General features: G+C 59.1%; 16 protein-coding genes and 2 pseudogenes. 10 read left to right on the forward strand and 8 right to left on the reverse strand.

Annotated elements, in window-relative coordinates:
• The first annotated feature begins 176 nt into the window (after positions 1–176).
• Positions 177–1,911, forward strand: a pseudogene (gene ggt, locus ACVWWD_RS12465) (gamma-glutamyltransferase).
• A gap of 81 nt (positions 1,912–1,992) precedes the next feature.
• Here ggt and ACVWWD_RS12470 read toward each other — a convergent pair.
• Positions 1,993–2,334: a hypothetical protein gene (locus tag ACVWWD_RS12470; protein WP_015319229.1), complete on the reverse strand. Its 342-nt coding sequence runs from the start codon at positions 2,332–2,334 to the stop codon at positions 1,993–1,995.
• A gap of 375 nt (positions 2,335–2,709) precedes the next feature.
• Positions 2,710–3,144, reverse strand: a complete 435-nt coding sequence (locus ACVWWD_RS12475; RefSeq protein ID WP_352547259.1) for a hypothetical protein — start codon at positions 3,142–3,144, stop codon at positions 2,710–2,712.
• A 213-nt stretch (positions 3,145–3,357) separates the two neighbouring features.
• Between ACVWWD_RS12475 and ACVWWD_RS12480 the strand changes: the two genes are divergently transcribed.
• The gene (locus tag ACVWWD_RS12480) at positions 3,358–3,597 is read left to right on the forward strand and encodes a hypothetical protein (RefSeq protein ID WP_156939354.1); all 240 of its coding nucleotides are present in this window, start codon (positions 3,358–3,360) and stop codon (positions 3,595–3,597) included.
• 27 nt (positions 3,598–3,624) lie between these two features.
• Positions 3,625–4,035, forward strand: a complete 411-nt coding sequence (locus ACVWWD_RS12485) for a hypothetical protein (RefSeq protein ID WP_457103085.1) — start codon at positions 3,625–3,627, stop codon at positions 4,033–4,035.
• A gap of 820 nt (positions 4,036–4,855) precedes the next feature.
• On the opposite strand, the gene ACVWWD_RS12490 is transcribed toward ACVWWD_RS12485, so the two are convergent.
• A complete protein-coding gene (locus ACVWWD_RS12490; RefSeq protein WP_352547261.1) occupies positions 4,856–5,956 on the reverse strand; it encodes a RelA/SpoT domain-containing protein in 1,101 nt (366 codons plus the stop codon).
• Between the two features lie 556 nt (positions 5,957–6,512).
• Between ACVWWD_RS12490 and ACVWWD_RS12495 the strand changes: the two genes are divergently transcribed.
• From ACVWWD_RS12495 to ACVWWD_RS12505, 3 genes are all read left to right on the forward strand, one after another.
• On the forward strand, positions 6,513–7,043 hold the full coding sequence (locus ACVWWD_RS12495) for a hypothetical protein (RefSeq protein ID WP_352547298.1): 531 nt from the start codon (positions 6,513–6,515) through the stop codon (positions 7,041–7,043).
• Entirely contained in the window at positions 6,937–8,004 is a 1,068-nt protein-coding gene (locus tag ACVWWD_RS12500) for a cyclic nucleotide-gated potassium channel (RefSeq protein ID WP_023770968.1), read from the forward strand. The genes ACVWWD_RS12495 and ACVWWD_RS12500 overlap by 107 nt, the downstream gene beginning before the upstream one ends.
• A 383-nt stretch (positions 8,005–8,387) precedes the next feature.
• Positions 8,388–9,572, forward strand: a complete 1,185-nt coding sequence (locus tag ACVWWD_RS12505; protein WP_457103086.1) for a porin — start codon at positions 8,388–8,390, stop codon at positions 9,570–9,572.
• A 389-nt stretch (positions 9,573–9,961) separates the two neighbouring features.
• On the opposite strand, the gene ACVWWD_RS12510 is transcribed toward ACVWWD_RS12505, so the two are convergent.
• The 4 genes and pseudogenes from ACVWWD_RS12510 to ACVWWD_RS12525 all read right to left on the reverse strand — a co-directional run bounded on the left by ACVWWD_RS12510 (position 9,962) and on the right by ACVWWD_RS12525 (position 17,668).
• Positions 9,962–10,717: a sulfotransferase family protein gene (locus tag ACVWWD_RS12510; protein ID WP_352547264.1), complete on the reverse strand. Its 756-nt coding sequence runs from the start codon at positions 10,715–10,717 to the stop codon at positions 9,962–9,964.
• A gap of 319 nt (positions 10,718–11,036) precedes the next feature.
• Positions 11,037–11,573: pseudogene (locus ACVWWD_RS12515) on the reverse strand (tetratricopeptide repeat protein); the annotation flags it as partial.
• A gap of 431 nt (positions 11,574–12,004) precedes the next feature.
• Positions 12,005–14,395 carry a mechanosensitive ion channel family protein gene (locus tag ACVWWD_RS12520; RefSeq protein WP_352547265.1) on the reverse strand — a complete coding sequence of 797 codons (2,391 nt, stop codon included), beginning with the start codon at positions 14,393–14,395 and terminating at the stop codon, positions 12,005–12,007.
• Between the two features lie 363 nt (positions 14,396–14,758).
• The gene (locus tag ACVWWD_RS12525; protein WP_457103087.1) at positions 14,759–17,668 is read right to left on the reverse strand and encodes a glycosyltransferase; all 2,910 of its coding nucleotides are present in this window, start codon (positions 17,666–17,668) and stop codon (positions 14,759–14,761) included.
• 569 nt (positions 17,669–18,237) lie between these two features.
• Here ACVWWD_RS12525 and ACVWWD_RS12530 point away from each other — a divergent pair.
• The 4 genes from ACVWWD_RS12530 to ACVWWD_RS12545 are packed head-to-tail and all read left to right on the forward strand — an operon-like array spanning position 18,238 to position 23,759.
• On the forward strand, positions 18,238–18,903 hold the full coding sequence (locus tag ACVWWD_RS12530; RefSeq protein ID WP_031240461.1) for a coiled-coil domain-containing protein: 666 nt from the start codon (positions 18,238–18,240) through the stop codon (positions 18,901–18,903).
• A 6-nt stretch (positions 18,904–18,909) separates the two neighbouring features.
• Positions 18,910–21,975, forward strand: a complete 3,066-nt coding sequence (locus tag ACVWWD_RS12535) for an OmpA family protein (RefSeq protein WP_457103088.1) — start codon at positions 18,910–18,912, stop codon at positions 21,973–21,975.
• A gap of 11 nt (positions 21,976–21,986) precedes the next feature.
• Complete coding sequence (locus ACVWWD_RS12540; protein ID WP_023782160.1) at positions 21,987–22,481, forward strand: Rab family GTPase; 495 nt, start codon at positions 21,987–21,989, stop codon at positions 22,479–22,481.
• A gap of 3 nt (positions 22,482–22,484) precedes the next feature.
• Entirely contained in the window at positions 22,485–23,759 is a 1,275-nt protein-coding gene (locus ACVWWD_RS12545) for an adenylate/guanylate cyclase domain-containing protein (protein WP_457103089.1), read from the forward strand.
• On the opposite strand, the gene ACVWWD_RS12550 is transcribed toward ACVWWD_RS12545, so the two are convergent.
• Entirely contained in the window at positions 23,671–24,351 is a 681-nt protein-coding gene (locus tag ACVWWD_RS12550) for a redoxin domain-containing protein (protein WP_023770957.1), read from the reverse strand. The two genes, ACVWWD_RS12545 and ACVWWD_RS12550, sit on opposite strands and share 89 nt — an antisense overlap.
• Positions 24,352–24,360 lie beyond the last annotated feature (9 nt).

A 24,360-nucleotide genomic window follows, 5' to 3' on the forward strand; every position in this document is an offset into this window, starting at 1 on the left:
TTTACCTCATAGTCAAACCTGAACAAACGTCCGAAAGTTGGCGATCCTTCACGCCTCCTCTGACCTGGGTCCCCCACCCCAAGCGAGCAGTCACCAACCCGTGAATGTCTTCATTGAAGATGGACTCGATCGCTCCAAGTAGCTTTTCTAGGCAAGCACCACTTGGAGAACCCGCCATGCATCTCACCCGTCGGACATTGATCGCCCTCGGCCTTTCCATCGCCTTCGCCTTTTCGTCATCGGCTTTCGCCGCGTCGCCAGCACCGGCCAAGGGCAAGAACGGCATGGTCGTCACGGCCCAGCATCTGGCTTCCGAAGTCGGCGTCGAGGTGTTGAAAAAGGGCGGCAATGCCGTCGATGCGGCTGTCGCCGTCGGATATGCCTTGGCCGTCGTCTATCCCAATGCCGGCAATATCGGCGGCGGTGGCTTCATGACCATCCGCTTCAAGGACGGCAGATCGACCTTCCTCGATTTCCGCGAGCGGGCGCCGCTTGCCGCGACCAAGACCATGTATCTCGACAAGGATGGCAACCCGGTGAAGCGCGCTAGCCTGGACGGCTATCTCGCGGTCGGCGTACCAGGCTCGGTGGCCGGTTTCGAGATGGCGCGCCAGAAATACGGCACCTTCTCCAGGCAGGACCTGATGGCGCCGGCGATCGCCTATGCCAGAGATGGGTTCGTTCTCAACCAAGGCGATGCGGCTTCGTTCGCCGGCAGCGCCGAAAGGTTGGCGAAGGACCCAGCGGCGGCGGCGGCCTTCCTCAAAACCGATGGCAAGCCCTACGGCATCGGCGAGAAGCTGGTTCAGCCCGATCTTGCCGCGTCGCTCTCAGCCATTTCCGAGAGAGGTCTCGATGCTTTTTACAAGGGCGCCATCGCCGACGCCATCGTCAAGGCGAGCGGCGCCAAGGGCGGTATCCTGGCCAAGGGTGATTTCGAACAATACGCGGCGCGCGAGTTGAAGCCCGTCACCTGCTCCTATCGCGGCTACGAGATCATCTCTTCGCCGCCGCCGAGCTCAGGCGGCGTCATCATCTGCGAAATCCTCAACGTGCTGGAAGGCTATCCACTGTCCTATCTCGGCGCCGGCTCGGCCGAGACCGTCCACGTCATGGTCGAGGCGATGCGCCACGCCTATGTCGACCGCAACTCCGCGCTCGGCGATCCCGATTTCGTCGACAACCCCGTTTCCAGGCTGCTGGACAAAGCCTATGCCAAGGACATCCGCGACAAGATCGATCCGTTCCGCGCCGGCGTGTCGCAGGATCTGATGCCGAAGGGTTTTGGCGAGTCGAAGGAGACGACGCATTATTCGATCATCGACAAGGACGGCAACGCGGTCGCGGTCACCTACACGCTGAACGGTTCGTTCGGTGCCGGCGTCGTCGCCGACGGCACCGGCATCCTGCTCAACAATGAGATGGACGACTTCACCCAGAAACCGGGCGTGCCCAACCTTTATGGCCTCGTCCAGGGCGAAGCCAATGCCATCCAGCCGAAGAAGACGCCGCTGTCCTCGATGAGCCCGACCGTGGTGGCCCAAGGATGGCAAGCCGTTCATGGTCATCGGCAGCCCGGGCGGCTCGCGCATCATCACCATCACGCTGGAAGCCATCGTCAACGTGATCGACCACGGCATGAACATCCAGGAGGCGATCGACGCGCCGCGCATTCATCACCAATGGCTGCCCGATACCGTCTATGTCGAGCCGTTCGGCCTTTCGCCGGATACAGAAAGACTGCTGGCCGGGATGGGCTATCACCTCGATCTCAGCGACCAGAGCTGGGGCCAGGCGGCGGGCATTCTCGTCGGCGGCAAGAGCCTGGCGGAAATCGAGAAGGGCGGCGGCGCGCGCTACAATGGCGCCATCGACAGCCGCGCGGCATCGGGCGAAGCGCTCGGATATTGATAGGCCGCACGACCGTTGCTTTCCGGATGAGGCCGGATTCCGCCCTTCGGAACCGGCCTCCGCCTCATGGCTCGGGAGCCGTCAGGTCACCAGCGTGATGGTCGAGGCGATCAGCATCAAGGCAGCGATGCCGACGAACAGCGCGTAGATGCGTGGCCGGTCGAGCAGCAGCGCGTTTCCCGATATCCAGGCCGACGTGGCGCCGCCCAGCGCGAACAGGAAGCCGTTGCGGTGGCCGAAAGTCATCGACGCGGCCATCAGCCCGCCGATGATCAGGGCGCCGAACACGATGATCACGGCGACCGCGTATTTCTCGAAGTCGTTATTGCCGATCCCTGGTCCGATCGCGTTCAAATTCGGCAGGTCGTCCGGATCGAACGGGTTCGCCGACCCGTATTCGTCTTGACCCATGGATTCTCGCATCACTTGATCTCCGCTGACCGGCAACAAACCATCAACGCCTGCCGAGCGCAACCCGATCACGCTGTGGCGGATGCGCCCGACACCGCCTTCAGCCCCTTTTCGGGATGGTTTGATGACGGATTTTGGCAGCTGTTGCCGGATCGCGTCACCTGCCTTCTTGGGCTTGTCGCCGTCGGTCTCGTCTTAAAAAACTTGACTAGAAAAAGCTCATCCGCACCCACGAATTCGCCAGGGCCATGGCGGAACGCCTCGACGCGCTCCCGGGCCCGGGGGCAAGCTTCGAACTCCATGCGGGCGAAAACCACATGTCGATCCTGCCGGTGACCGTCAACCGGGCGGTGCAGGCGGCGTTCGCCGGTGCGGTAGAATTTCTGTTCAGCGCGCAGGCGGCAGTTCGAACAGCTTTGCGCCGTTTTCCTGGCCGCGCTCGACATAGCCGATAACGCCGAACCACCTGGCGACATCGGGCCCCTGGAGCCAGCTGCGCGAGTGGATGGGAAGGTTGCCGGCAAGCGCCTGGATATGCCTGATATGCCGCTTGCAAAAACGGACTGTCGGGCCGCGGAAGAAATCCTCTTGCGCGGCGAACAGCGTATCGGCGGCGTCGCTGTTTTCATGCCAAGCGATGATCGCCACCGCCTTCTCGCCCTCGACAAGCGCATGCGCGCGGCCTTCCTTCAAATTCATCATCAGATTGTCGTAGGCGATCTTGCTGTTCTTGCCGGCCGCCGCGTACTCGTCCGACATCCGCTTCGACAGGCCATGGAAGACATCCTCGAGATCCCCAAGCGTTGCTGCGCGTGCTCTCATTTCACCTCCTGCAGCCCCGGCAGGGAGTTTGCCCTAGGGTTGTGGGATCACCAAGCAAATTGAATCCTCCACAAGCCCGGCGAAGGCAAAGTCGTTCCCTTCCATCGATCTTTGTGACAGGGCGGGCACCCGCACCAAGCTGACAGAAGGCTTCAGCCTCCCGGTTCTTTAAGATACAAGGGAACAGGAGCCTGTGGTTGCGGTTAACTGGATATGCCAGCCAAGATCCAAGAACCACCACCGAAGTCCGGCCCGCAGCCACCCGTCCGCCGGCCGGACAAGGAAGCACCGTCAGAGCCTGAGCATGTCGATCCGCCACCGCGAGACGTGCGAGAGGCACCGGCACCAAATCCCAATGGTGACAAGAAAGCCGAAGCGACGACACCGAAGGCCCTGCAACAGGCGCATGCGATTGATAGCGATCAGGTGGTCCATAAGCGCTTGGATTTTTGAAATAATGGTGCCAGAGGTGGAATCCAAGTGATGGAGATCTGCCTTTGTTTCCAAATGGTCGGCGCTCAGGCGACAGCAGGGCTAACCTACAAAAATACCAACAAAATTTTTCTGTTGATTGGCTCGGTTCTGGAGCGGCGTCGCTCCGTTACTTGCGGGTTAGCAAGCGTTATCGGTTCCTTTGCCATGCCAGCGCCGTCAACCATCGGTCGAGATGGTAACGGACTTCCACGCTTTGATCTCATGTGCAAGGCGTTCAACCCTGTCTTGGAAAGCATCCCGATCGTCGGCAATGCACAATCCTTTTCTTGCATCACGCGACCACGTGAGGGGAGAACCAACGACGACGTTCAATGGATGGAAGGCCAAACTTTTGTTTTGACGAAGAACTCGAGCGAGTTCGACCGTACACTCTTCATGACTTGTGGCGGTCGCTAGGCACTCACATGGCCGCGCTCAAAGTCCGCAGCTCATCGTAGAAAAGTTCATGAATCAGTGTCCAAGCAGTCGCAATCGGACATTGCCCAACATCTATAAATACCTCCCCGAAATGCGCGACGCCATGGCCAAGTACGAAACCAACCTCAGCACTCTTCGACAGACGTGAAGCGGGCGCATGCTGCCGTGCGTCTCGGTTCCGACCAACGCTCGCCAAGCTTCCGATGAAATGATACTTTGTCAGCGTCAATTGGATTGTATTCCATTGGGCATCGCGATGCTCCCTAACAGGAGCTACCGCGATGAGGTGCATAAGCTGGAAAGAACTGAGGACCATCGTTCCGTATTCCAGACAGCAGGCCGCCTTGAACAGGCCAACCAGTTCCCCTAGCGGGTAACTCACGGCCAGTGCCGGGTGTGCTGGGTTCTCGATGAGAGGGGGCCGCCCCGAGTGCAAGCAGCACCTCGCCGTAGGCATCCCGGAACACGGGGCCTGCGATCCGGTGAATGCTCCCGAGGACACAATCGCTGAGCCAACTCTAGGAGCTTCACCGGCCCCTTGGTGTGACCCGGAAAAAGCCGGTTCATCTCGCGCGCCAAATTCTGCCCCAAAGCCAAAGCGCGAAGGCCGGAGAGCTTGTCAGAAAGAACAATCCAAGCGGTTCAGGAGGCCTTCCGTGAGCGAGAGGCTGATGAAAGCGGTAAGGATTTCAAATGGGTTATACGTCGAATTCTGTCGAGGAAGGCCAATGGTCCGGCTACTTCAAACGGAAACGACGCCTAGCCAAACCATTGTCGGGCGTTTCCTAGGGCTTTGGAGCTACCATCCGGTGCGGGATGCTTTGTATTCGACGGCCGCCTTTCCCGAGCAGATGGATTTCAGAATACGAGCGAACAATGAAACATCGCCGAAGTAATTTGGGTATATCTCGACAAGCCTTTCGACCTTGTCCACCTCAACCAAGACAGCCGTCGAATCAACCCCCCGTAGCGCGATTTTTTTCTCTATGTCTTCCAACTTCCGCGCACCCAACATAAGAGTTCGGAATGGCTGGATGGCAACGTTCCGATCCGCGCTATATTCCACCAAAAGGTGCCGAAAATTCCCCGCTGACTGTGCGACGTTCTTTGAGTGGAGAGTAAGATTCGGTATGTCTTCCAGTACACTTGTCGCACCTATACGACTGTTGATATCCCGCAATTCCCGCACTCGGTCATCGTGTTCCGGAACACCGACATGAATGGGACACTGCTCAACCTGTGCTAATTCCGCCGACATGAGTTGGAAAAGGCGTAGCCAATCCTGCTCGCCGTTTCCGTGCTTTAAATCCTGGCGCCGGAAAAGCCCGACGGCCTCAACTGCAGTTGCCCATGAGTGCTGAAGTGTGGTCCGAACTTGCAATTCGATGCGTCGTCCCTCGAAAGCCTCGGTCTCGGCAGTTCTGGGTCGGTACTGCAGAACAATATGGTGACTTCGATAGCCGTCCGGCTTCGGCTCATCGATATAGTTGAATTCCCGAGAGCGGATTTCATGGGGGAACTTGTCTCGCATCGATGCGAGAAGCAAGCGAACACTTTTGATGTCGGGCATGATCGCTCGGCAGCCGCCGATGTCGTTCATGGTGTCCAAATTGGTGGTGGACTCTCGAAGCTTCCGACAAATGGAGGCCATACGCTTCGGACGCGATGCCATGTCGCCCTTCAATCGCAGGGCTTTCATGTGGTGGCCGACAGAGAACCGAACGCTCCGCATCGGCAGAAAGTGCGAGTCGCGCCAGCTATTGGTGATTGAGAAGATTCGCAGCGTGTCCACGTACTGGCCGGCAGTGGTGTCTTGTCCGAACTGCATAGGTTTTGCCAGCCGGTCGCCTGCGTTGCGAACGGCTTGCATGCTGTATTTAAGCCGTGGGTACTCAGTCATTGGACCACAAAGTCAAGGTAGGCCGGCTCATTCTGGACTGGGCGGGACGACCGCAAGAGAATCGGATCTCATGGATCGTATCGCTTTGGACACGTCAAGTCGGTTCGGAGCGGCTGGGATCCAAGCCGCAAGACCTCGACAGGGCGTCTTCGAGTTAGCCAGCGGTGACATCACCGGCTCCAGCGACTTGGGCGCACGCAACGTCGGAACCATGCCATTGCCGCCGCCTACGAACAGCGCCTCTCGAGTAATGTGGCCCAGCCGGCAATTGCGGACCTGACCGCCGGGCTGTGGCAGAGGCCAATCCAGTCGCCGGCCCGCACCGTACTTTGGTCTGCAAGAACTTATGCCAAGCCGAACCAAAGGCACCAGCCATGGACATGGCAATCGTCAGTTTACGCCCTTAGGCGAGAGTCTCCTGGGTGGGTGCCAAATTCCGGATCGCGCTCACCAGCGCCGATACAGCCGACCAGTTGGAAATGTTGGAGGGCCGCGTGGAAGCAACCGATGGCACCCTATCCACGTTTATCAGAATGAGTACGAGGCGGCCCTGCAAGTGCCGGAAGGCCAGCATGAGTTTTGGCTCGACGGTATAATAACCAGCCGGCCGGGCCGCTCGATCTTCCTGCAGCCTGGCGTGCCGCACACGTTTTGGTGGTGGGGAACGGGCCGAGGAGAACCGCACGCTCGTGAAACCAGGCGGATTGAGCGTTTCTTCCTAGGTGTCGCCGGCAGCCTCACCATTGCCGCCGTCATGCCGGCATTCTATGAGGCCGAGGCTCTCCATGGCCTTGAACTCGTCGGCCGCGCTCCCTGGAACAGTTTGAGCCTATTGCAAATGCCCGGACAGGTCATTCTCTGTTGTGGCCTGTCGGCATTTGAGTTTCAGCTTATGAACATCGCAGCGAAAGGTAAGCACCTTTGCGCTTGCATTGAAGGCATCCTATCCTGGAGGAATAGCATCCGCTCGTGGGCATGGAATGTCGGTACTGCCTTTCCTGAGAATTTACGCTCCGCTGAACGCGGTGCTGGCTGCGCCTGGGCTGCTGGCTGTGGCCGCGCTCACCATGCCGGATATGTCCGGTAGAAGCAGGCTGGCACTGACTGCCGTGCTGGCGGTCATTTGGGGCGCTTATCTCCTGCAGATGGCCGAGACGCTGCTCAAGCGCTGGGCGGGAGACCTTCGGGACAGGACGCCGGCAATCGCCATTGATATGCTCGCGGTTTTGGTTCCACTCGCTGCATTTCTGCTCGAAGGCACGCCCGACCGGAGCCTCTACTGTGCCGTCTGGCTGCTCAAACCGCTGCGCGACTCGACTTTCTTCCCGGTACTGGGCAGGGTGCTGGCCAACGAAGCGCGCAACCTGATCGGCGTCACCACGCTTTTCGGCGTCGTTCTGTTCGGTGTCGCGCTCGCGGCGTATGTCATCGAGCGCGACATCCAACCTGAAAAGTTCGGCAGCATCCCCCAGGCAATGTGGTGGGCGGTGGTCACGCTGTCCACCACCGGTTATGGCGACGCCATTCCGCAAAGTTTCGCCGGCCGCGTCCTTGCTGGGGCGGTCATGATGTGCGGCATCGGCGTCTTCGCGCTCTGGGCCGGCATTCTTGCCTCCGGCTTCTATCAAGAAATCCGTCGCGAGGACTTCGTCCGCAACTGGCAATTGGTCGCCGCCGTGCCGTTGTTTCAGAAGCTCGGCCCGGCCGCGCTGGTCGAGATCGTGCGCGCGTTGAGGCCTCGCAGTTTGCCGGCCGGCGCCGTGATCTGCCGCAGGGGCGAGACCGGGGACCGGATGTTCTTTGTTGTGGAGGGGCGGGTGAGCGTCGTGATGTCGAACCCCGTGGAGCTTGGCCCTGGCGCCTTCTTCGGCGAGATGGCGCTGATGAGCGGCGAACCGCGTACGGCGACCGTCAGCGCCGTGACGGCGGTCTCACTCCTGTCGCTGCACGCGGCGGATTTCCAGATGCTATGCAGCAGCAGCCCGGAAATCGCGGAAATCATCCGCAAGACCGCGCGTGAGCGGCACGGCGCGGCACCGACGGCTTGACCGTACCAAGGTGTTCGTCAGGAGGAGGGATGCGGCGGATCCGCGGCAATTCCTTGGCAGATGACCCAGGCCTTGCCATGATTCCGTCGGCCGATCGCCGGATTAGGCCGGAGACCGGCGGTCGCGGCTGGCGCAATGGTTAACGAGAGCTTTCCAAGTGAGGCCAAATCGTGACGTTTCTGCAACACAGGTCGGGGATAGCAGCCGAACTGTCCTTTCGCCGGTACGATCGTTGTTGAACGCCGCCGGCTCATGGGTAATGTCGAATTTGAAGGAGCGGCGCGGTGCGCATCTTTTTCGGTAGTGGGGATGGGGCAGGGAACGCTGTCCTTCAGCAAAGAATACCCAGACCCGTTTTTTAACTTTTGACTGGAGGTCAGAAAATGAACATCAAGAGCCTTCTTCTCGGCTCCGCTGCGGCCCTGATCGCAGTTTCCGGTGCGCGCGCCGCCGACGCCGTCGTCGTCGCCGAGCCGGAACCCGCTGAATACGTCAAGATCTGCGACGTCTACGGCGCTGGCTACTTCTACATCCCCGGCACCGAAACCTGCCTGCGCATCGGCGGCTATATCCGTTACGACATCGGCGTCGGCGACGTCGGTTCGTTCGACGGTGCGACAAGCGCCGATCACGAGGACGGCGGCAGCAACGACACCTTCTACAAGCATGCCCGTTTCTCGCTGAAGACCTGGACCGGCCAGGAAACCGAACTCGGCACCTTGAAGACCTATACCGAGACCCGCTTCAACTTCCAGAACAACAACCGTGATGCGGGCGCAATACTCGTAGATCCCGATGGCGCGGGTCCGCTCCCTGCGGTCGGCTCCCTCAATCCGGCTGACAATGGCACCGTCTCACTGAACTTCGCCTGGATCCAGCTCGGTGGTCTCCGCGTTGGTAAGGACGAATCGGCGTTCGATACGTTCATCGGCTACGCCGGCAACGTCATCCAGGATACGTTGGTTCCCTATGGCGGTTTCGACACCAACGTGGTGCAGTACTACTTCGACGCTGGCAACGGCTTCTCGGCCGTCGTCTCTCTCGAAGAAGGCTCGGGCTTCGACACGATCGACAGCTACGTTCCGCATGTCGTCGGTGGTGTGAAGTGGACGCAGGGCTGGGGCGCCGTCACTGGCGTCATCGCTTACGACAGCAACTATGAAGAAGTCTCCGGCAAGGTTCGCTTGGACGTGAACGCCACCAATGAACTGTCGCTCTTCATCATGGGCGGCTACGGCTCCGACGACAACCTGACGGACGGCACCTGGGCGTACCCGGCTGGCGGTCGCGGCTTCTACAAGCCGTGGAGCGGCAATTGGGCAGTCTGGGGCGGCGGCACCTACAAGTTCAACGAAAAGACCTCGTTCAACCTCCAGGCGTCGTATGACGAAGGCAAGAACATCGGCATCGCCGCGAACGTTGCCTATGACATCGTTCCCGGCTTCACGATCACGGCCGAAGTCGACTACTCGCATCTCGGCGACGACTCCGTGTCGAACTGGACCGGTATTTCTGCTGGCGATGACGACGCAATCGGCGGCATGCTTCGCTTCCAGCGCTCGTTCTAACAGGCGCTGCCTTATTGAAATCGAAAACCCGGCGGGCAACCGCCGGGTTTTTTCATGCCGTCTGCATGGAACTTCTTCGGACAGCCGATGGCATGGCCGCCCGCCTGCTGCCACGCTTGCAGACAGGGGAAGAAAATCCTCGCAGCGAAAGGAAAGAAGGAAGCAAGAACTGCTTGGCAAGCGACGCGCGAAACGGCGGGAGGCTTTGTGGCCAGGATACGCCGGCAGGACAGGGGACGGAACGCGGCGTTAAGCCTGAGGAAAGCCTGTCAGACTGGTCTATCGGCGGAAAGCGTACGCCGGCGGGATTGGGTGCAACCTAAGCTGCGCCCAGCATCAGGCACTACCGGTCAAATCTCAGCAAGCTCGCCCAACGCTTCGATCAACGGCTAAATCTCGCTTTCGTAATTCTTCCAACGCTTGACGGACGACGAATAGATCGGCTGGCGGACCTGCCAATTGCTGTAGGTGTTTACCGAGCCGCCTTTGTCAAAAGAGCGCAGGCAGGCATCGTCCCACGGCAATCCGAGATAATCCATGAGCCGGCGCGACTGCTCCTCCTGATTTTCGATCAACATCTCGTAGCGACTTTCGAAAATACGACCCGGGAAAACCTTGTCGCAATGCCGCATCAAGCGATCATACTCCCTGTAGTAAAGCCCCAGCGTCTCAAGATCGGCACTGTAGCTGTGGGCTTTATTGAACTGCAGGACGAAACAGGAGACGCAATTGTCGATAACGTCGCGACGACAATGAATGATACGCGCTTTGGGGAAAAGAAGGCCAACCAGGCCAATCAGCTCGAAATTGTGAGGCATCTTGTCGACAATTCGCAGCGAGTCGGGAGCCCGCTCGCGCAGATAAGCAAGGTGCTCTTCGGCCAAAGTCCTGGTCAGATCGGGAGTAATCGTCGCGATGGATTGGCCGAAGTTCACGCTGGAGCGGTCTGCGACACCGAGTCCATTGGCTGTTCGCCTAAGTTTGCTGAGCTCGCCGGCGCCATGAACATTGGGGTGACTGGCACAGATCTGCTCGGTCAATGTCGTGCCCGAACGAGGCATGCCCACGACGAATACAGGCGCCTCCGAGGGATTGCCGTACGCGGCTCTTGAAGCCACCAGTTCCGGCGTGAAGGTTGCGATCATGCCGTCGACCCAGCGGCGGCAAGATTGCAGATCGAATGTATGGCCCCGGCTTCATTCGCCTTCTTAAAGTGATCCATCGCCTCCTATAGCGGCGGAGGTCGTTGAGAACCTTTCCTGCGGCGTGATGGAGCGCTGCCGCTCCCTCCGGCCCATGGCCCGGGTCTTGAAGCTCCGTCAGGATTGCCCCGAGTTCTGGCGGCTCTTCAGCGAATTTGCGCGTGCGTACAAGCGCATTGTGGGCAGCCGGTACCGCGATGCGCCGTTCTATTGCCTCTTTCAGATGAACCGCGGCTTCGTCCATACGGCCGAGGCTTGCGAGCGCGCGGGGCAACCCCATCCGGGCTACGGGATGATCTCGGTCGATCCTGAGCGCCTTCTCGAAGAGCGGCAGCGCCATCTCCCCCTTGTCAAACGCATTGTAGGCATCGCCCAAGGCGCAAAGCGCTTCCACCAGATCCGGCTTCAAGTCCAGGGCGTACTGAAAGTGCTTGATCGCCGGCGTAAATTCGCTGACCTTCAAATAGGTCTCGCCGAGGCTAAGATGGTAGTAAGGATTCTGCGGATCCTCTGCCAGCGCCCGAGCGAAATACCGCAGTGACTTTTCGTTATCGAAATCGAGCCCGAGCGTTCCCAGGATATACAGGGCCAGCGGATGGTTGGGCGTGCGAGCCAGGACCCTGTGGCACAGTTCCTCAGCCTCGGACAGACATCCGGCCTGCTGCAACTCGAGCGCCTGCCGTAAAAGCAAGTCGTCGGCGTGGCTGCGGTGGGGCCAGCCTTGGACTGCGCGTTGGATGACGCAGCCTTCGGTGATGCCGCGTTCGGCGAGGGTGGGGTCCGGAGGTGCTTTGCCCATGCGGGCGGCAATCGGTTGCTCATCCTGTTTCGCTAGCAAAAGGGCTTGGAGAATCCAGCCTCAATAGCCGTTTTGCGCAGAGCGCTGGCGTCGCCCCATCGATTTGCCCATTCTTCCGGATCGACCCTTATCGGATTTCCGTGCCGCGCTATGAGGTAGTAACCTAGCTCCCTCCGCACTGCCAAGACGATCCGGTGATCACAAGTTTTGGCGCGTCTCAATCCATTGATGGGATGCGATATAAGCAACCACCTGCAAACCTCGCCGCGATGTCTCGGCCAGGTCACGGCGCTCCTTCCACCGAACTCGTGGACGCCATGGCGTCGGCGCCGGCGGCGCTGTGGAGACAGGATTGCCGGTTGCACGAGGCGCGCACGAACCCTGTCGCTTAGTGGCGATCCCCGACGTCGGTCCGGTGACGCCGCTCTTTCCTATTCCGTCGTGCTGGCTTTTTTTCTGCGACGAATGGTGTGCGATTGCGCGACGGCCATTTTCAACGCGGGTGTGATGTCCAACGGCGCATTCCCTGCCCCATGTGGAGTCTGTAGCCCCTGGACCTGGACGGTCGGGAATGGGAGTTCGATGCCCTGCTCCTTGAAGACTTGGCGGAGGCGTACGTAGAATTTGCGTTTCATACCAAAGGCGCCTCCCGGCCTGGTTGTGGCCTTGACCCTCAATACAATGCCGTATTCGCCAAACTCCTGTACGCCCTGCATCTTGATCGGGTCGAGCACCCAGTGCTTGAACTCGGGATCTTCCGCCAATTCGAGGCCGATCCGCTTGATCAGCTTGCGAGCGAATTCGATATCGGTGTCATAGCCGACGGTGATGTTGAATTTGTCGATAACCCAGTCACGGCTCTGGTTCTGGACGGCCCCGAGTTCACCGAAAGGTATGGTGAACAGCGGACCCCGATGGTGCCGCAGCTTCACCGAACGCAGCGAAAAGCTCTCCACGGTACCCTTGTAATTGCCGGAGGAAATATATTCGCCGACACGAAACGCGTCGTCGAGCAGAAAAAACACGCCCGAAATGATGTCCTTGACGATGGTTTGTGCGCCAAAGCCCACCGCGACGCCGACAACGCCGGCGCCAGCGATCAGTGGGCCGATTTGGATACCCAGCGAGGCTAGCATCATAAGCGCTGCCATAACGATGATCGATGCGAGCAGGATGTTCTGGAGGATCGGCAACAGCGTGTGCAGCCGCGCCTGCTGCGGATCTAGCATCGGGACCTCTTCGTCGCTGATCACAGGGTGTGGCGTTTCGATGCCCAGCTTTCGTTCGATCAAGGCTTTGATGATCGACCAGCCGAAATCGGCTGCGAGGGCAATGACGACGACATTGATCAGGCCGCGCAATATGAAGGTCGTCGTCGTATCGCTGCCGCGCATGGATTGCATGTCCAGACCCCAGACACGCGCGAGAAAGTAAGCCGCCGCCAGGATGAAAATCATTCGGATTCCGCGATCGATGACAGCGATCGCCACCGCCGGGATCGTAGGCCGGCCAAGATCTACCGAACCTGGTCGCAGGACGAAGTTAACCCCGCGCTGCGTCGTCACGATTGCCAAAGGCAGGAAGAGTGCGGCGAAGGTAAACCAGAAGTATACATAAAGGCCCGCGATGCGCTGCAGGAACAGGACGAGGAAATAAGCCGTCAATAGCCATGTCGCTTCCGCGTGACCGCTGTCGCGCGCACCGTCTCGCCGCGTTCTTGGCCGACGCCAAATGGCCACCAGCAAGAGCAACAGCAGCACGAAATCAGCGCCCAGCGACAGGACCATCATGCCGTCCTGATCGATGCCGAGACCTGGCAAGAGGATGAACGCGGCGCCGAAGAAGGCGAAGACGCCTACGATCCGGGGTAGCCAATAAGACCAATGGTCAGCCGCTTCATTGGTGATCGGCAAAGCACGAACCTCGACGGCATTCTCGACGTGCATGAAGGAAGGGACGAGCATGGCCATGACGTACATGCGCACCCCCCATGTAACGACTGCCGCCATCAAGAATGTCAGTACAATCTCGCGGATAAGCATTGGCCAGTCGAACAGCATGAACGCGCCGGCGCTGCCCAGTGCGAACGAGACGATCAGCATGCTGGAGTAAAGCGTGCGGCCACCAATCTTCTTGGCCCGCCCAACGGGCGTATCCTTCGGTTGCGCGATAATCCAGAGACGAAATGGACGGCTCAACTTGTACGTCGCCCAAGTAAGCGCCAGGCCGGCAGCGATGAACATCGCAATCAGCAAGAGTACCCCGGCAGATCCCTTGCTTGACATATCCTCCATGGTCTCTGCCCGAACGCGCGCGAACTGACCCGGCAGCAGGGGCAAAGTTCGCACGATTCTTCCGATATGATCCCTGATCATATCGAGCGTCGAGGATGCCATCGTATTCATCTGGCCTGATGCGGCGGCGGCGCCGGACGATGCGTCGGCCGGAGAAGCTCCTGCCCCGGCAGGCGCTCTCGTTGACCCGGCGTCCTGATTTCGCTGTTCGGCCATCCAGGCCTTCACTGACGCATCGTCGAGCAGTTCGAGTAGCTGTTTGACCCTTTCAGGCGGGACGGTCGCCGGCGCCTGCGCCTGCGCTGGACCAGCCAACAAGAGGGCGATTCCAAAGATGAGCTGCCTGGCAACCAGGACGAACATCGCGCCAAGGTGTCGGAGAGGTTGTGTCGGGCGCGCCAGGTTCCTGGTTCCCAATCGTCGAATGATGAGACGCATCGTGCTGTTAACCTTCCGGTCAAATCGGCAAGCAACGACATCCATGCCCGCCATTGCTCCTAGGTTGAAGGAGCCGATGTTGTGGTACAAGAGTCCACCGTTCAAGCTAGACAATTGCGTAGGGTGTGGTCACGCAAATCAGTCATGTGATCCGCAATTCAAAGACGCTGGGCGTTACGGGGCTTCCGGTAGAGCAGAACGCGCGTATGCCGCGTTGCGCATCGCCGGCCGAGGCCATGTGATGGAAATCTGGGACCCTCACACAGGCTATACACATCAGGGCAGCCAAAAGCATCACCGTGTGCGTCTATCCCCGCATAACGCGATAGACAGCCGCATCGACCTCTACACCTCGAAGAGGCGCATCGAAAGCGACAATGCGTGGCCCGGCAAGGGGTCGCTCACGCCTGGCGCGGAATAGAGCGCTTGGGAGATGCTGACATTGTTTATCGTTCAAACGAACAGGGCCTCGATGGTAGCAACAAAGTGGTCGAGCGAGCGATCCCCGCGAATCTCGATGCGCGGAAGGTCGATGGGGTCGCTATTAAGGTCCGCCGGTCCGTGTCTGCCGCCGAAGCCGATCCGGTAGCCGCACTCCTTGGCCAGCCTGCCGAGCCGTCGGTCGGTGACAGAGAAGGGTGCCGCGAAGGCCGTGGTTGGCCGGCCGGTCCACCGTTCGACGAACATACGAGAGCGCAGGAGCTCGGCGGCCAAATCAGAGCTCGACAGACCATCGATGGCGCGGTGCGTCGCCAGATGGCTTCCGAAGAACGCACCTTCGGCGGCGAGACGTCGCACCGTTCCGGCGTCCATAAGCCGCGTCGGCGGACCGCTGACGGCGTCCCATTTTGCACTTTCACCCACCAAGTCCGTCACCAGGAACACTTCGGCGGTCAAGTCGTGCGCACGCAAGATCGGCCAGGCATGGTCGGCAAAGTTCTGGAAGCCATCATCGAAAGTGATGAGCACCGGGCGGCCGGCGAAAGGCTCACGGTTGGCGATGGACCATTCCAGTTGCTCGGACATGACCGCGTGAAAGCCATTTGCGCGCAACCATGCCATCTGGCTCGCGAAAGCGGCGGGCGTGAGCCGGAAACGGGCGAGCGCGGCCGGACCTTCATCGGCGACGCTGTGATACATGAGGACAGGGATACGTTGCCGCCGCTCGCTACGAGCGACGGCGCGGCGCAAGACCCGTGCCCCGCCCCAGACAATGTTTCGCGCGACCCCGATGCCGATGGGTGCGCGGACCGGCACATGATCAATCACCGGCTCCGTCGCCACGTGGTCCGGCGACAGGCGGCGGAAGCGGTCTATGCGATAGAGTTCGGTCTGGATCGATTGCGCAAGGACGAGACCTTCGGTCTCTGCGAAGGTTTGCGAGATCGTTTGTGCGCCGAATGTGTTCCAGTCGAAGCCCGTCTTTTCAATATTGTCGCGTAGCACGAATGCGTGTGCGTTGATGAAACTGCCGCCAGGCGCCAGTGCCTCAACGAATTTTTTGGCGATGCGCCGCAAGCCGGCGAGATCATCTAGGTAGTAGAGCACTTCCGAACAGACGATCAGATCCATCTCGCTGGGCAGCGTGTCCGCAAAAAAATCCAGTACGCCGAACTCGACATTCGGCTGGTCCGAGCAGCGCGCGCGCGCCCGTTCGATGGCTACGGCGGAAATGTCGGTGGCGGTCAAATGGCCCACTCGGGGCGCCAGTTGTCGCGTGAAATGGCCTTCCGCACAGGCCAGTTCAAGCGCCCGTCCTATGGGACCGGCGGGCAGAATTTCGAGCTGCCGCTCATATTTTTCCTGCTCGTAGGGCGAGCTGTAGTTCCAGGGATCCTCTGTCGCGAAATACCGGTTCCAGAACGACGTACGATCCTTGTCGTGGCCATCCGAGGCCGGTGCACGGCGCGGCGCTGGAAGCGGCTGCGTGGCTTGGGCGCTCGACCGAACCATTTCCCGCGCTTCCGAGACCAATTGCGCGAGTCTGCCGAAGTGGCTGTCTGGATCAGGCTGGCGTTCCGCTGTGGGCGACAGTGCCTCGGCTGCAAGCGTGTTTGACGTATCAGCACCGTCCCTTTGTGGTTTGAAATTCGGGATCAGTTCAATCCAATGGCGCCTTGTTACTTTCCCGAGTACGCCGAACTGCACGACAGCCTCGATCTGGCCGTCCATTATCAGGTGTGCATAGATTTGATCGACTCCTTCCGGAAGCTCGGTCCAGGTCGGATTTTGAGCGTCGACACGAATTCCGAGTGTCCGCGCCAGCCTGCGAGGAGCGGCAAGATCGTCGGCATCGAGCAGCATTTGCTCGAGATGATACTGGACGCGACGACCCGCGACCGGATCGCCCCAGATCTTGCCGAGTTCGACGATCAACTCGGTGAGGGCGCCGCCAAACCTGTCCCACCGGGCAGCCAAATGCGCTGGCACCGATAGGCTTCCTACCATCAGGCCATCGAAGGCCACCTTGGCGATCTCGCGCGCCCACTTACGTCCTGCCGGGAGCGCGAGCAGGGATTGCGGGTTGATCCAGCTGCCGCCGCTGCCGCAATCCGACGCAGCGTTCCACAAAGCGAACCACGCCAGTGCTTCGGAAGCGGTGCGGTCGTCCGCCGAGATCGCCCCATTGGCATGCGCCGGCGCTGGGTGCTTGACCCTGGGGTCGGTGGAAAAGCCGCGGGCGATAACGATTTCCGCGTCTGCCAGCATCTGCTTCGAATTGCGGGTAAGCGCGTTGGGGCTGGCCTGATAAAAGGCGAGCGGCTCGTCGACCATCACCCAGTTTTTGCCGAGACGTGCGACGCGCTGCCACAGATCCCAGCCCTCGCAGGTGCAAAGCGACGCATCAAAACTGCCCAACTCGACGACTGTCGCCCGATCGACCAGCAGCGCGTGAGTGGCGATGGCACACCGGCGGGCGAATGTTTCGAAGGGCTGGGTTGCGATCTCGGGGGCAATGCTCGCCGGGGTCAGCGCGCCATCGGGCATCACGCGCCGCGCGCCGCAATAGCAAGCCACTGCATCGGGAGCGGCTTTCAGTGCAGCCAGCATTTTTGTAAGGAAGCTGGCATCCAGCCAGTCATCGGCATCCAGGAACATCAGCCAGTGGCCGCGCGCCGCCGAAATCCCGTTGTTACGTGCGCCGGCGGGGCTATTCGCGCAAGAATTCAAGGTCCGAAATCGGGCATCTTGTTCCACATAAGCCGCGATGATCGCGGGGGTGCGGTCCGTGGAGGCGTCGTCGACGATGATCGCCTCCCAATCCGCGGTTTCCTGATCGACAAGGCAATCGAGTGCGCGCGTCAGCGTTACCTCCGCGTTGTGCGCAGGAACTACGATCGAAACCAATGGATTATGCGCCACGTGTCTCACCCGCGCCTGGTTCGTTCAGGTAGAACAAATGCGTTGATCTTTGTCGGCGCAAGCCGTCGCGATCAACCCCGATCCATTCGAGCCCATCGTCGACCATAACTATATCATCGAGCTTTCGTCTTCTTCGGAGAGTCACCGAATGTCAAAACCGGATAACGGCATCGGATGGCTGCACTGCCCTGTCAAGATCGGGGCCGATTAGGGCAAGAAAAAAGACTTCGAGACAGGCTTGAATGGCAAGCGCACATGCCCGACACCTTAGATCTGCGGCCTCACCAAAAAAGATGATCGCGGGCGAAGACGCGAGGGCAAGCTGATCCTGATCGAACTAATCGGAACCGCGGCCGTGCGAGCGCGCCGCGGTTGCTGATCATGGCGCCGCCAATCTACGCGCACGATGGCACAAAAGGGTCTGTTCACGGGGCAGATTGTCGAGCTCGAGCCGCATGTCAAATTTACGCGTGACCGGCTTAGGCGAATTCCGGCTTGCGAGCCGGGTATTTTGCTGACATCTTTAATAGTCGCTAAATTAGCACGCTGTTTAAATGAAGGGTATAGGGATGGCCAAGGAATCTTCGAGTACCGCTTCTCCGGCAAATAAAGCGGACGGAAATCTGACAAGTAATGCGGACGCAAACGGGCTCGCATTCATGGCGGGTCAGGCGCGCGAGAGCGGGACCCCCGGCGACGCTGTAGGTGTCGACAAGATTCGTGATCTGCTGTTCGGGAACCAGATGCAAGACTATGACCGCCGCTTTTCCAAGCTTGAAGAACGGGTCTTGCAGCGCTTCAAGGATGTCGAATCCGAGGCCAAGCGCAATCTTGAAATGTACGAGTCAAATGCGAAAAAGCAGATCGACTCGCTTGCGGCGCAGTTGCGGAACGAAAAAGACGCGCGAGCCGACGCCGACAAGGAGATTGACCGAAATCTTCGCGAACAAAATCAGGCGCTTGAAAAGCAGGTGCGCGCATTGTCTGATCAATTGAACGAGCTTGAGCGCGAAATTGCCGACCGGATAAATCGAAACGATCATTTGCTGCGTGAGGAAATCAAGCAAAAGAATGAAGGCATTCAGATGCTGATGGAAAAAATGTTTTCCGATCTCGGCAACGTCAAGACCGACCGAAATCTTTTGGCTGGCCTGTTCGTCGAGGTTGCAAAATGTCTGAATCAGGATCCAGTCGGCAGCAAGAACAACTCGGACCGTAGCTGGAAAGTGAGTTGATCGGATTTGACGTCCACCGTCGACCCAATCAGCCTTCCACAAAGAACAGCCTCGAACGATACAGAGATTGATCGCGAGGCTCTGGCCCGTCTTTTGATCGAAATCGCCCGGAACGTTGATCCGGACTACCGTGCGCGTCTCGACGGAGTTCCAACCGCCGATCCTCGCATGGAAACTCTGCGCCAGTTGCTGGTCAGCCGCGAAATTTCAGAGCTTTCACGAGTTACGCATCTGCTTGACGAGCCCGAGCAGCTTGCGGCAGCAGTGGGCGACGTGCTTCCCAGTGCGGCCGCACGAGCGCCTCATGCGCAGCTCGGCGAGGCGCTTGCGCCGGCTGTCGAAAGGGCTGTGCAACGGTCGATTCAGAAGAGCCCGCGCACGCTGACGGATATATTATACCCTGTGTTTCTGCCGGCAATTCGCAAGTCGATCGGGGAAAAGATCGATCAGACCTTTCAGTCGCTGAATGAAACCTTAAGGCATATATTTACCTGGCATGGGCTCAAGTGGAGACTTGAATCTTGGAGAACCGGAGCCAGCTTCTCGGAAGTTGTGCTTAAGCATTCGCTTGTCTATCGTGTTGAGCACGTCTTTCTGATTAACAGAACTTCTGGACTTTTGATAGCGCATGTAGCTGCCGACAATGCGACGAGCGAAGATCCTCAACTTATTTCTTCTATGCTGAGTGCAATTCAAGACTTTGTGAAGGACTCATTCAACGAGAAAGAACAAAGCGGCCTTGACACTATTCGTTTTGGCGACCTTCGACTCTGGTCAGAGGTAGGACCGTTTGCGACCCTAGTCTCGGTGATCCGAGGAAACCCCCCAGAAGGATTGCATGAAATAGTTCGCGATGTATTGCTTCGTGTTCATGAGGAATACTCGCAGGCTTTAATGGAGTTTGACGGCGACGGTTCGCAGTTGGCCGGCATAGAGGCGCAGTTGCAGACCTGCGTCGAGCTAAAGCAGGAGGAATCAAATCAGAGATTTCCGTGGCTGGTGGTGGCCCTGGGCCTGCTGCTGATGGTTCTGGCAGGCGGTTGGTTCTTTATTTCATGGCAATCCGGGCAGCGCTGGCAGGCTTATGTGTCGCGACTGGAGAGCCAGCCGGGCATCATCGTTGCCGAACAAAAGATACGCGATGGCCAATACTATATTGCCGGCCTGCGAGACCCGCTTGCCGCCGACCCGCAAGCCCTGTTGTCGGGGACGCAGGTTGATCCTGCCCGGGTCCACTCCCAGTGGCAATTCTATCAAAGCCTTGAACCGGAGTTCGTGCTGAAGCGACTGACGGCGACGCTGGCTCCGCCGGAGTCAGTACGACTTGCCATCGTCGATAGTCGCATCGTTGCCGAGGGTGAGGCTCCCGACACCTGGATCGACCGGGCGCGCGCCGCGGCTCGAGAGCTTTCGGCAGGCGGACCGGAATTCGATATCGCAAGCGTCCGCGACGTAAGCCCCGAAGCACGCGCGGCAGAGCACTGGCAAGCTTACGTGTCGCGACTGGAGAGCGAGCCGGGCATCATCGTGTCCGAACAAAAGATACGCGATGGCCAATTCTATATTGCTGGGCTGCGAGACCCGCTTGCCGCCGCCCCGCAAGCTCTGCTGTCTGGAACGCAGGTTGATCCTGCCCGGGTCCATTCACAGTGGCAATTCTATGAAAGCCTCGAACCGGAGTTCGTGCTGAAGCGACTGACGGCGTCGCTGGCTCCGCCGGGGTCAGTGCGACTTGCCATCGTCGATAATCGCATCGTTGCCGAGGGCGAGGCTCCCGACACCTGGATAGATCGGGCGCGCGCCGCGGCCCGACAGCTTTCGGCAGGCGGACCGGAATTCGACATCTCCAAGGTTCGTGATGTAAGCCCCGAAGCACGCGCGGCGGAGCACTGGCAAGCTTACGTGTCGCGACTGGAGAGCCAGCCGGGTATCATCGTCGCTCAACAAACGACTAGGGGCGGCCAATTCTACATTTCCGGCCTGAGAGACCCGCTTGCCGCCGACCCGCAAGCCCTGCTGTCTGGAACGCAGGTTGACCCTGCCCGTGTTCGTTCGCAGTGGCAATTATATCAAAGCCTTGAACCGGAGTTCGTGTTGAAGCGGCTGACGGCGACGCTGTATCCGCTGAAATCGGTTCGGCTCTCGATCGTCGATAATCGCATCGTTGCCGAGGGTGAGGCTCCCGACACCTGGATAGATCGCGCGCGCGCCGCGGCCCGACAGCTTTCGGTAGGCGGACCGGAATTCGACATCTCCAAGGTTCGTGATGTAACACCCGAAGCACGCGAGGCGGAGCACTGGCAGTATTATGTGGCGCGACTTGAGGCCCAATCGGGAATCATCGTCGCCCAACAAACGATCAGGGGCGGCCAATTCTACATTTCCGGCCTGAGAGACCCGCTTGCCGCCGACCCGCAAGCTCTGCTGTCTGGAACGCAGGTTGATCCTGCGCGCGTTCATTCACAGTGGCAATTCTTTCAGAGCCTCGATCCAAAGTTCGTGGTGAAGCGGCTCACGGCGTCGCTCTCCCCGCCGAAATCGGTTCAGCTTTCGATCATCCAAGGTCGCATCCTAGTCGTGGGGGAGGCTCCTGCGGCCTGGACCAACCGGGCCCAGGCCGCCGCCGAACAGCTTTCGGCGGACGGAGTGGTTCTGGATGTCTCGCAGCTGCGCGAAATGAACCTTGAAGAACTCAACTATTTGAGAGAGGCCATCCAGACGACCGACATCTTCTTCTCTTCCGGCAAAGTTGTGCCCGGGCCAGAGCAACTGCCGGTTCTCGACAGGCTGGCGGATCAGATCAAGGAATTCGCCGAAAATGCCCGCAAGTCAGGCGTCACGGCGCGGTTCATGTTGACCGGGCATTCGGACGCCACGGGCCGTGAAACGGCCAACGCGTCGATCAGTGCAGCCCGCTCCGAGACAGTTCGTGCGCTTCTCAACAAACGCGGTGTCGCGCCGGAACTGCTGCTGGTTCGGGGCGCGGGCACTTTTGAGCCGCTGGTGCCTGAAAACAGTCAAGCCGGGAGCTCCAGCAATCGCCGGGTTTCGATTTCGGTAAACCTGGACTAGTGGAGCCCAAGATGTTGCAAAAAAAGATCTGCATGCTGGGCGGGTTCGCTGTCGGAAAGACGAGTCTGGTTCGCAGGTTTGTGCAAAGCATTTTTTCAGAAACCTACCTGACCACGGTGGGGGTGAAAATTGACAAGAAGAATGTCGCACTCCCGGATAAAACCGTGGATCTGATTTTGTGGGACTTGGCCGGGGAAGACGACATCGGCTCATTCCGCGTCAGCTATGTTCGAGGTGCAACCGGGCTTGTGCTAGTCGTCGATGGAACCCGCGCTGCGACGCTTGCCGTGGCGCTCACGCTGCGCGAACGGGCCGAGGCCGAATTCGGCGCCATGCCGTTCATAGTGCTGATCAACAAATCCGATCTGGCCGATCGGTGGGCAATATCGGATAGCGATATCAACGAACTTAGGCAGCGTGGATGGCAAATCTATCTAACGAGTGCGCTCTCGGGCGAGAATGTCGATGATGCGTTTCGTCAACTTGCTTTGATGGTAACCAAGTAGACCATGCATGGATTGCCGAAAGAAGTTAGCAGTTGGATTTTCAACTTCTTCTACAATGGGAACTCCGTCGCGTATCTAAAAATCGACACTCAGCTTTGCGTGGCTGCGAAGGGCGGTAATGTTGAGCATTACGGGCTCTCATCGCTTCGCATTGGCGAGCCTGTTGCCGAGCAGCTTGAATTCATGGAAGGTTTGCTGCCTTGCCCGGAGCTTCCATTTCACATTGCCATGGTCGAACTGCCCGGAGGGCGTGTCGCCGACCTTCATTTTTTTGCCGACAATGCCTGCGTGTGGCTGCTCTTTCTTGACGCCACCGCCGAACGCGACAAGAGGCAGCGGCTTCAACAAAAGGCTTATGAAATGACCCTCCTGCAAGAGAGGGAGCGTCAACTCAACGAGAAATTACAAGCGACGAACGAGGCGTTGAGGAAGAGCCAGGAGGGATTGGCGCGTGAATACCATCGCGCCGAAACCCTGCTCCTCAACATTCTTCCGGCGTCAATCGCGGAGCGGTTAAAGGCGCACAAAAAAATTGCTGACAACCACGCAGAAGTGAGCGTGCTTTTTGCCGACATAGTCGGTTTTACAGAACGAGCGCGGAGCGTCGGAGCCGTAACGACGCTGGCAATTTTAAATTACTTCTTCAAGGCGGCGGATCGGCTCTCGGAACGATACGGGTGCGAGAAGATCAAGACAATCGGCGATTGTGTGATGGTGGTCGCCGGCCTGCCCACGGCGCGACCCGATCATGCAAAGGCACTTGCGCGCTATGCACTTGAGCTGCGGAAGGCGGTTAAGCGCGAACGCTTTTCAGGAGAACCGCTGAGACTCAGAATTGGAATTCACTCAGGCCCAATCGTCGCGGGCGTAATAGGCAAGAGACGGTTCGCCTATGACCTGTGGGGCGAGACGGTTAATCTCGCCTCGCGTATTCAAACGTCCGCGGAGCCCGATGAAATCCGTATTTCAGATGCAACTCGCCAAATGCTTGGACCAAATTTTTCTTGCGACCCACTCGAGGAAACGGAATTGCGTGGTACAGGTCGTGTGCGAATGTGGGCGGCTCCCGGCCTGATTTGCCGCGCAACAGTGCCGATCCTGAAGCCAACGCATCTCAGTTGCCACGCGAAGCTTTGCCCCTGGCCTTCATTGTCCACATTGCAAATGCCAGCAATGCAGTCTGCGGGGTCTATTGGGCGACTTGGGACACGGCTGACATCAGCTCCTGCGGGTTTGGCGCCCCAAACATGTACCGCCCACCCTCTGGGACCTCCGTGAAGCTCCAGCGGACGATCCCTTGCCGGTCCAGTAGGAACTGACCAATGAGTTGTCCGTGTCCCGTCGCCATCATCTGCTCGTCGGCTTCGGTCACTTCATAATTGTCCCTCTTGTTGAGGATTTCGGTGGCGGCAAAAGGATCCATGGGGCGAGGCAACTCGCTTGGCATGTCGACCAGCATATCCTTTGCCGCTGCGATCGAGACCTTGTACGGCCAGTTCGTCTCGTTTTGGGTGAATTCGAGATTGGGCAGTCCAAAAGCACGATGTGAAGCGCGTTCAGGATCTGATGCCGCGAGCAGATTCGGCATCGGGTGGTAGCGGAAATAGAGACGCGCCCGCTCGATCGGCGTGTTGACCACCGTCAGGCTCTCCACGCCCTTTTCGCGCAGCTCCGGATCAAGCCGCGCCTGAGCGGCGATATGGCGCCGGCAAAACGCACAATGCAGACCTCGAAACAGACCGACCAGCACCGGTTTTTGTCCGCGAAAGTCGTCTAGCGCGATCTTGCCATCCTGGGTAATGGCGTCGAGCACCAAGTTCGGCGCACGGTCGCCCGGTTGAAGCGGTATCAAGTCACTACGCGCGGACATTTCCAACCT

It is taken from the genome of Mesorhizobium sp. URHB0026 (genome assembly GCF_054059755.1).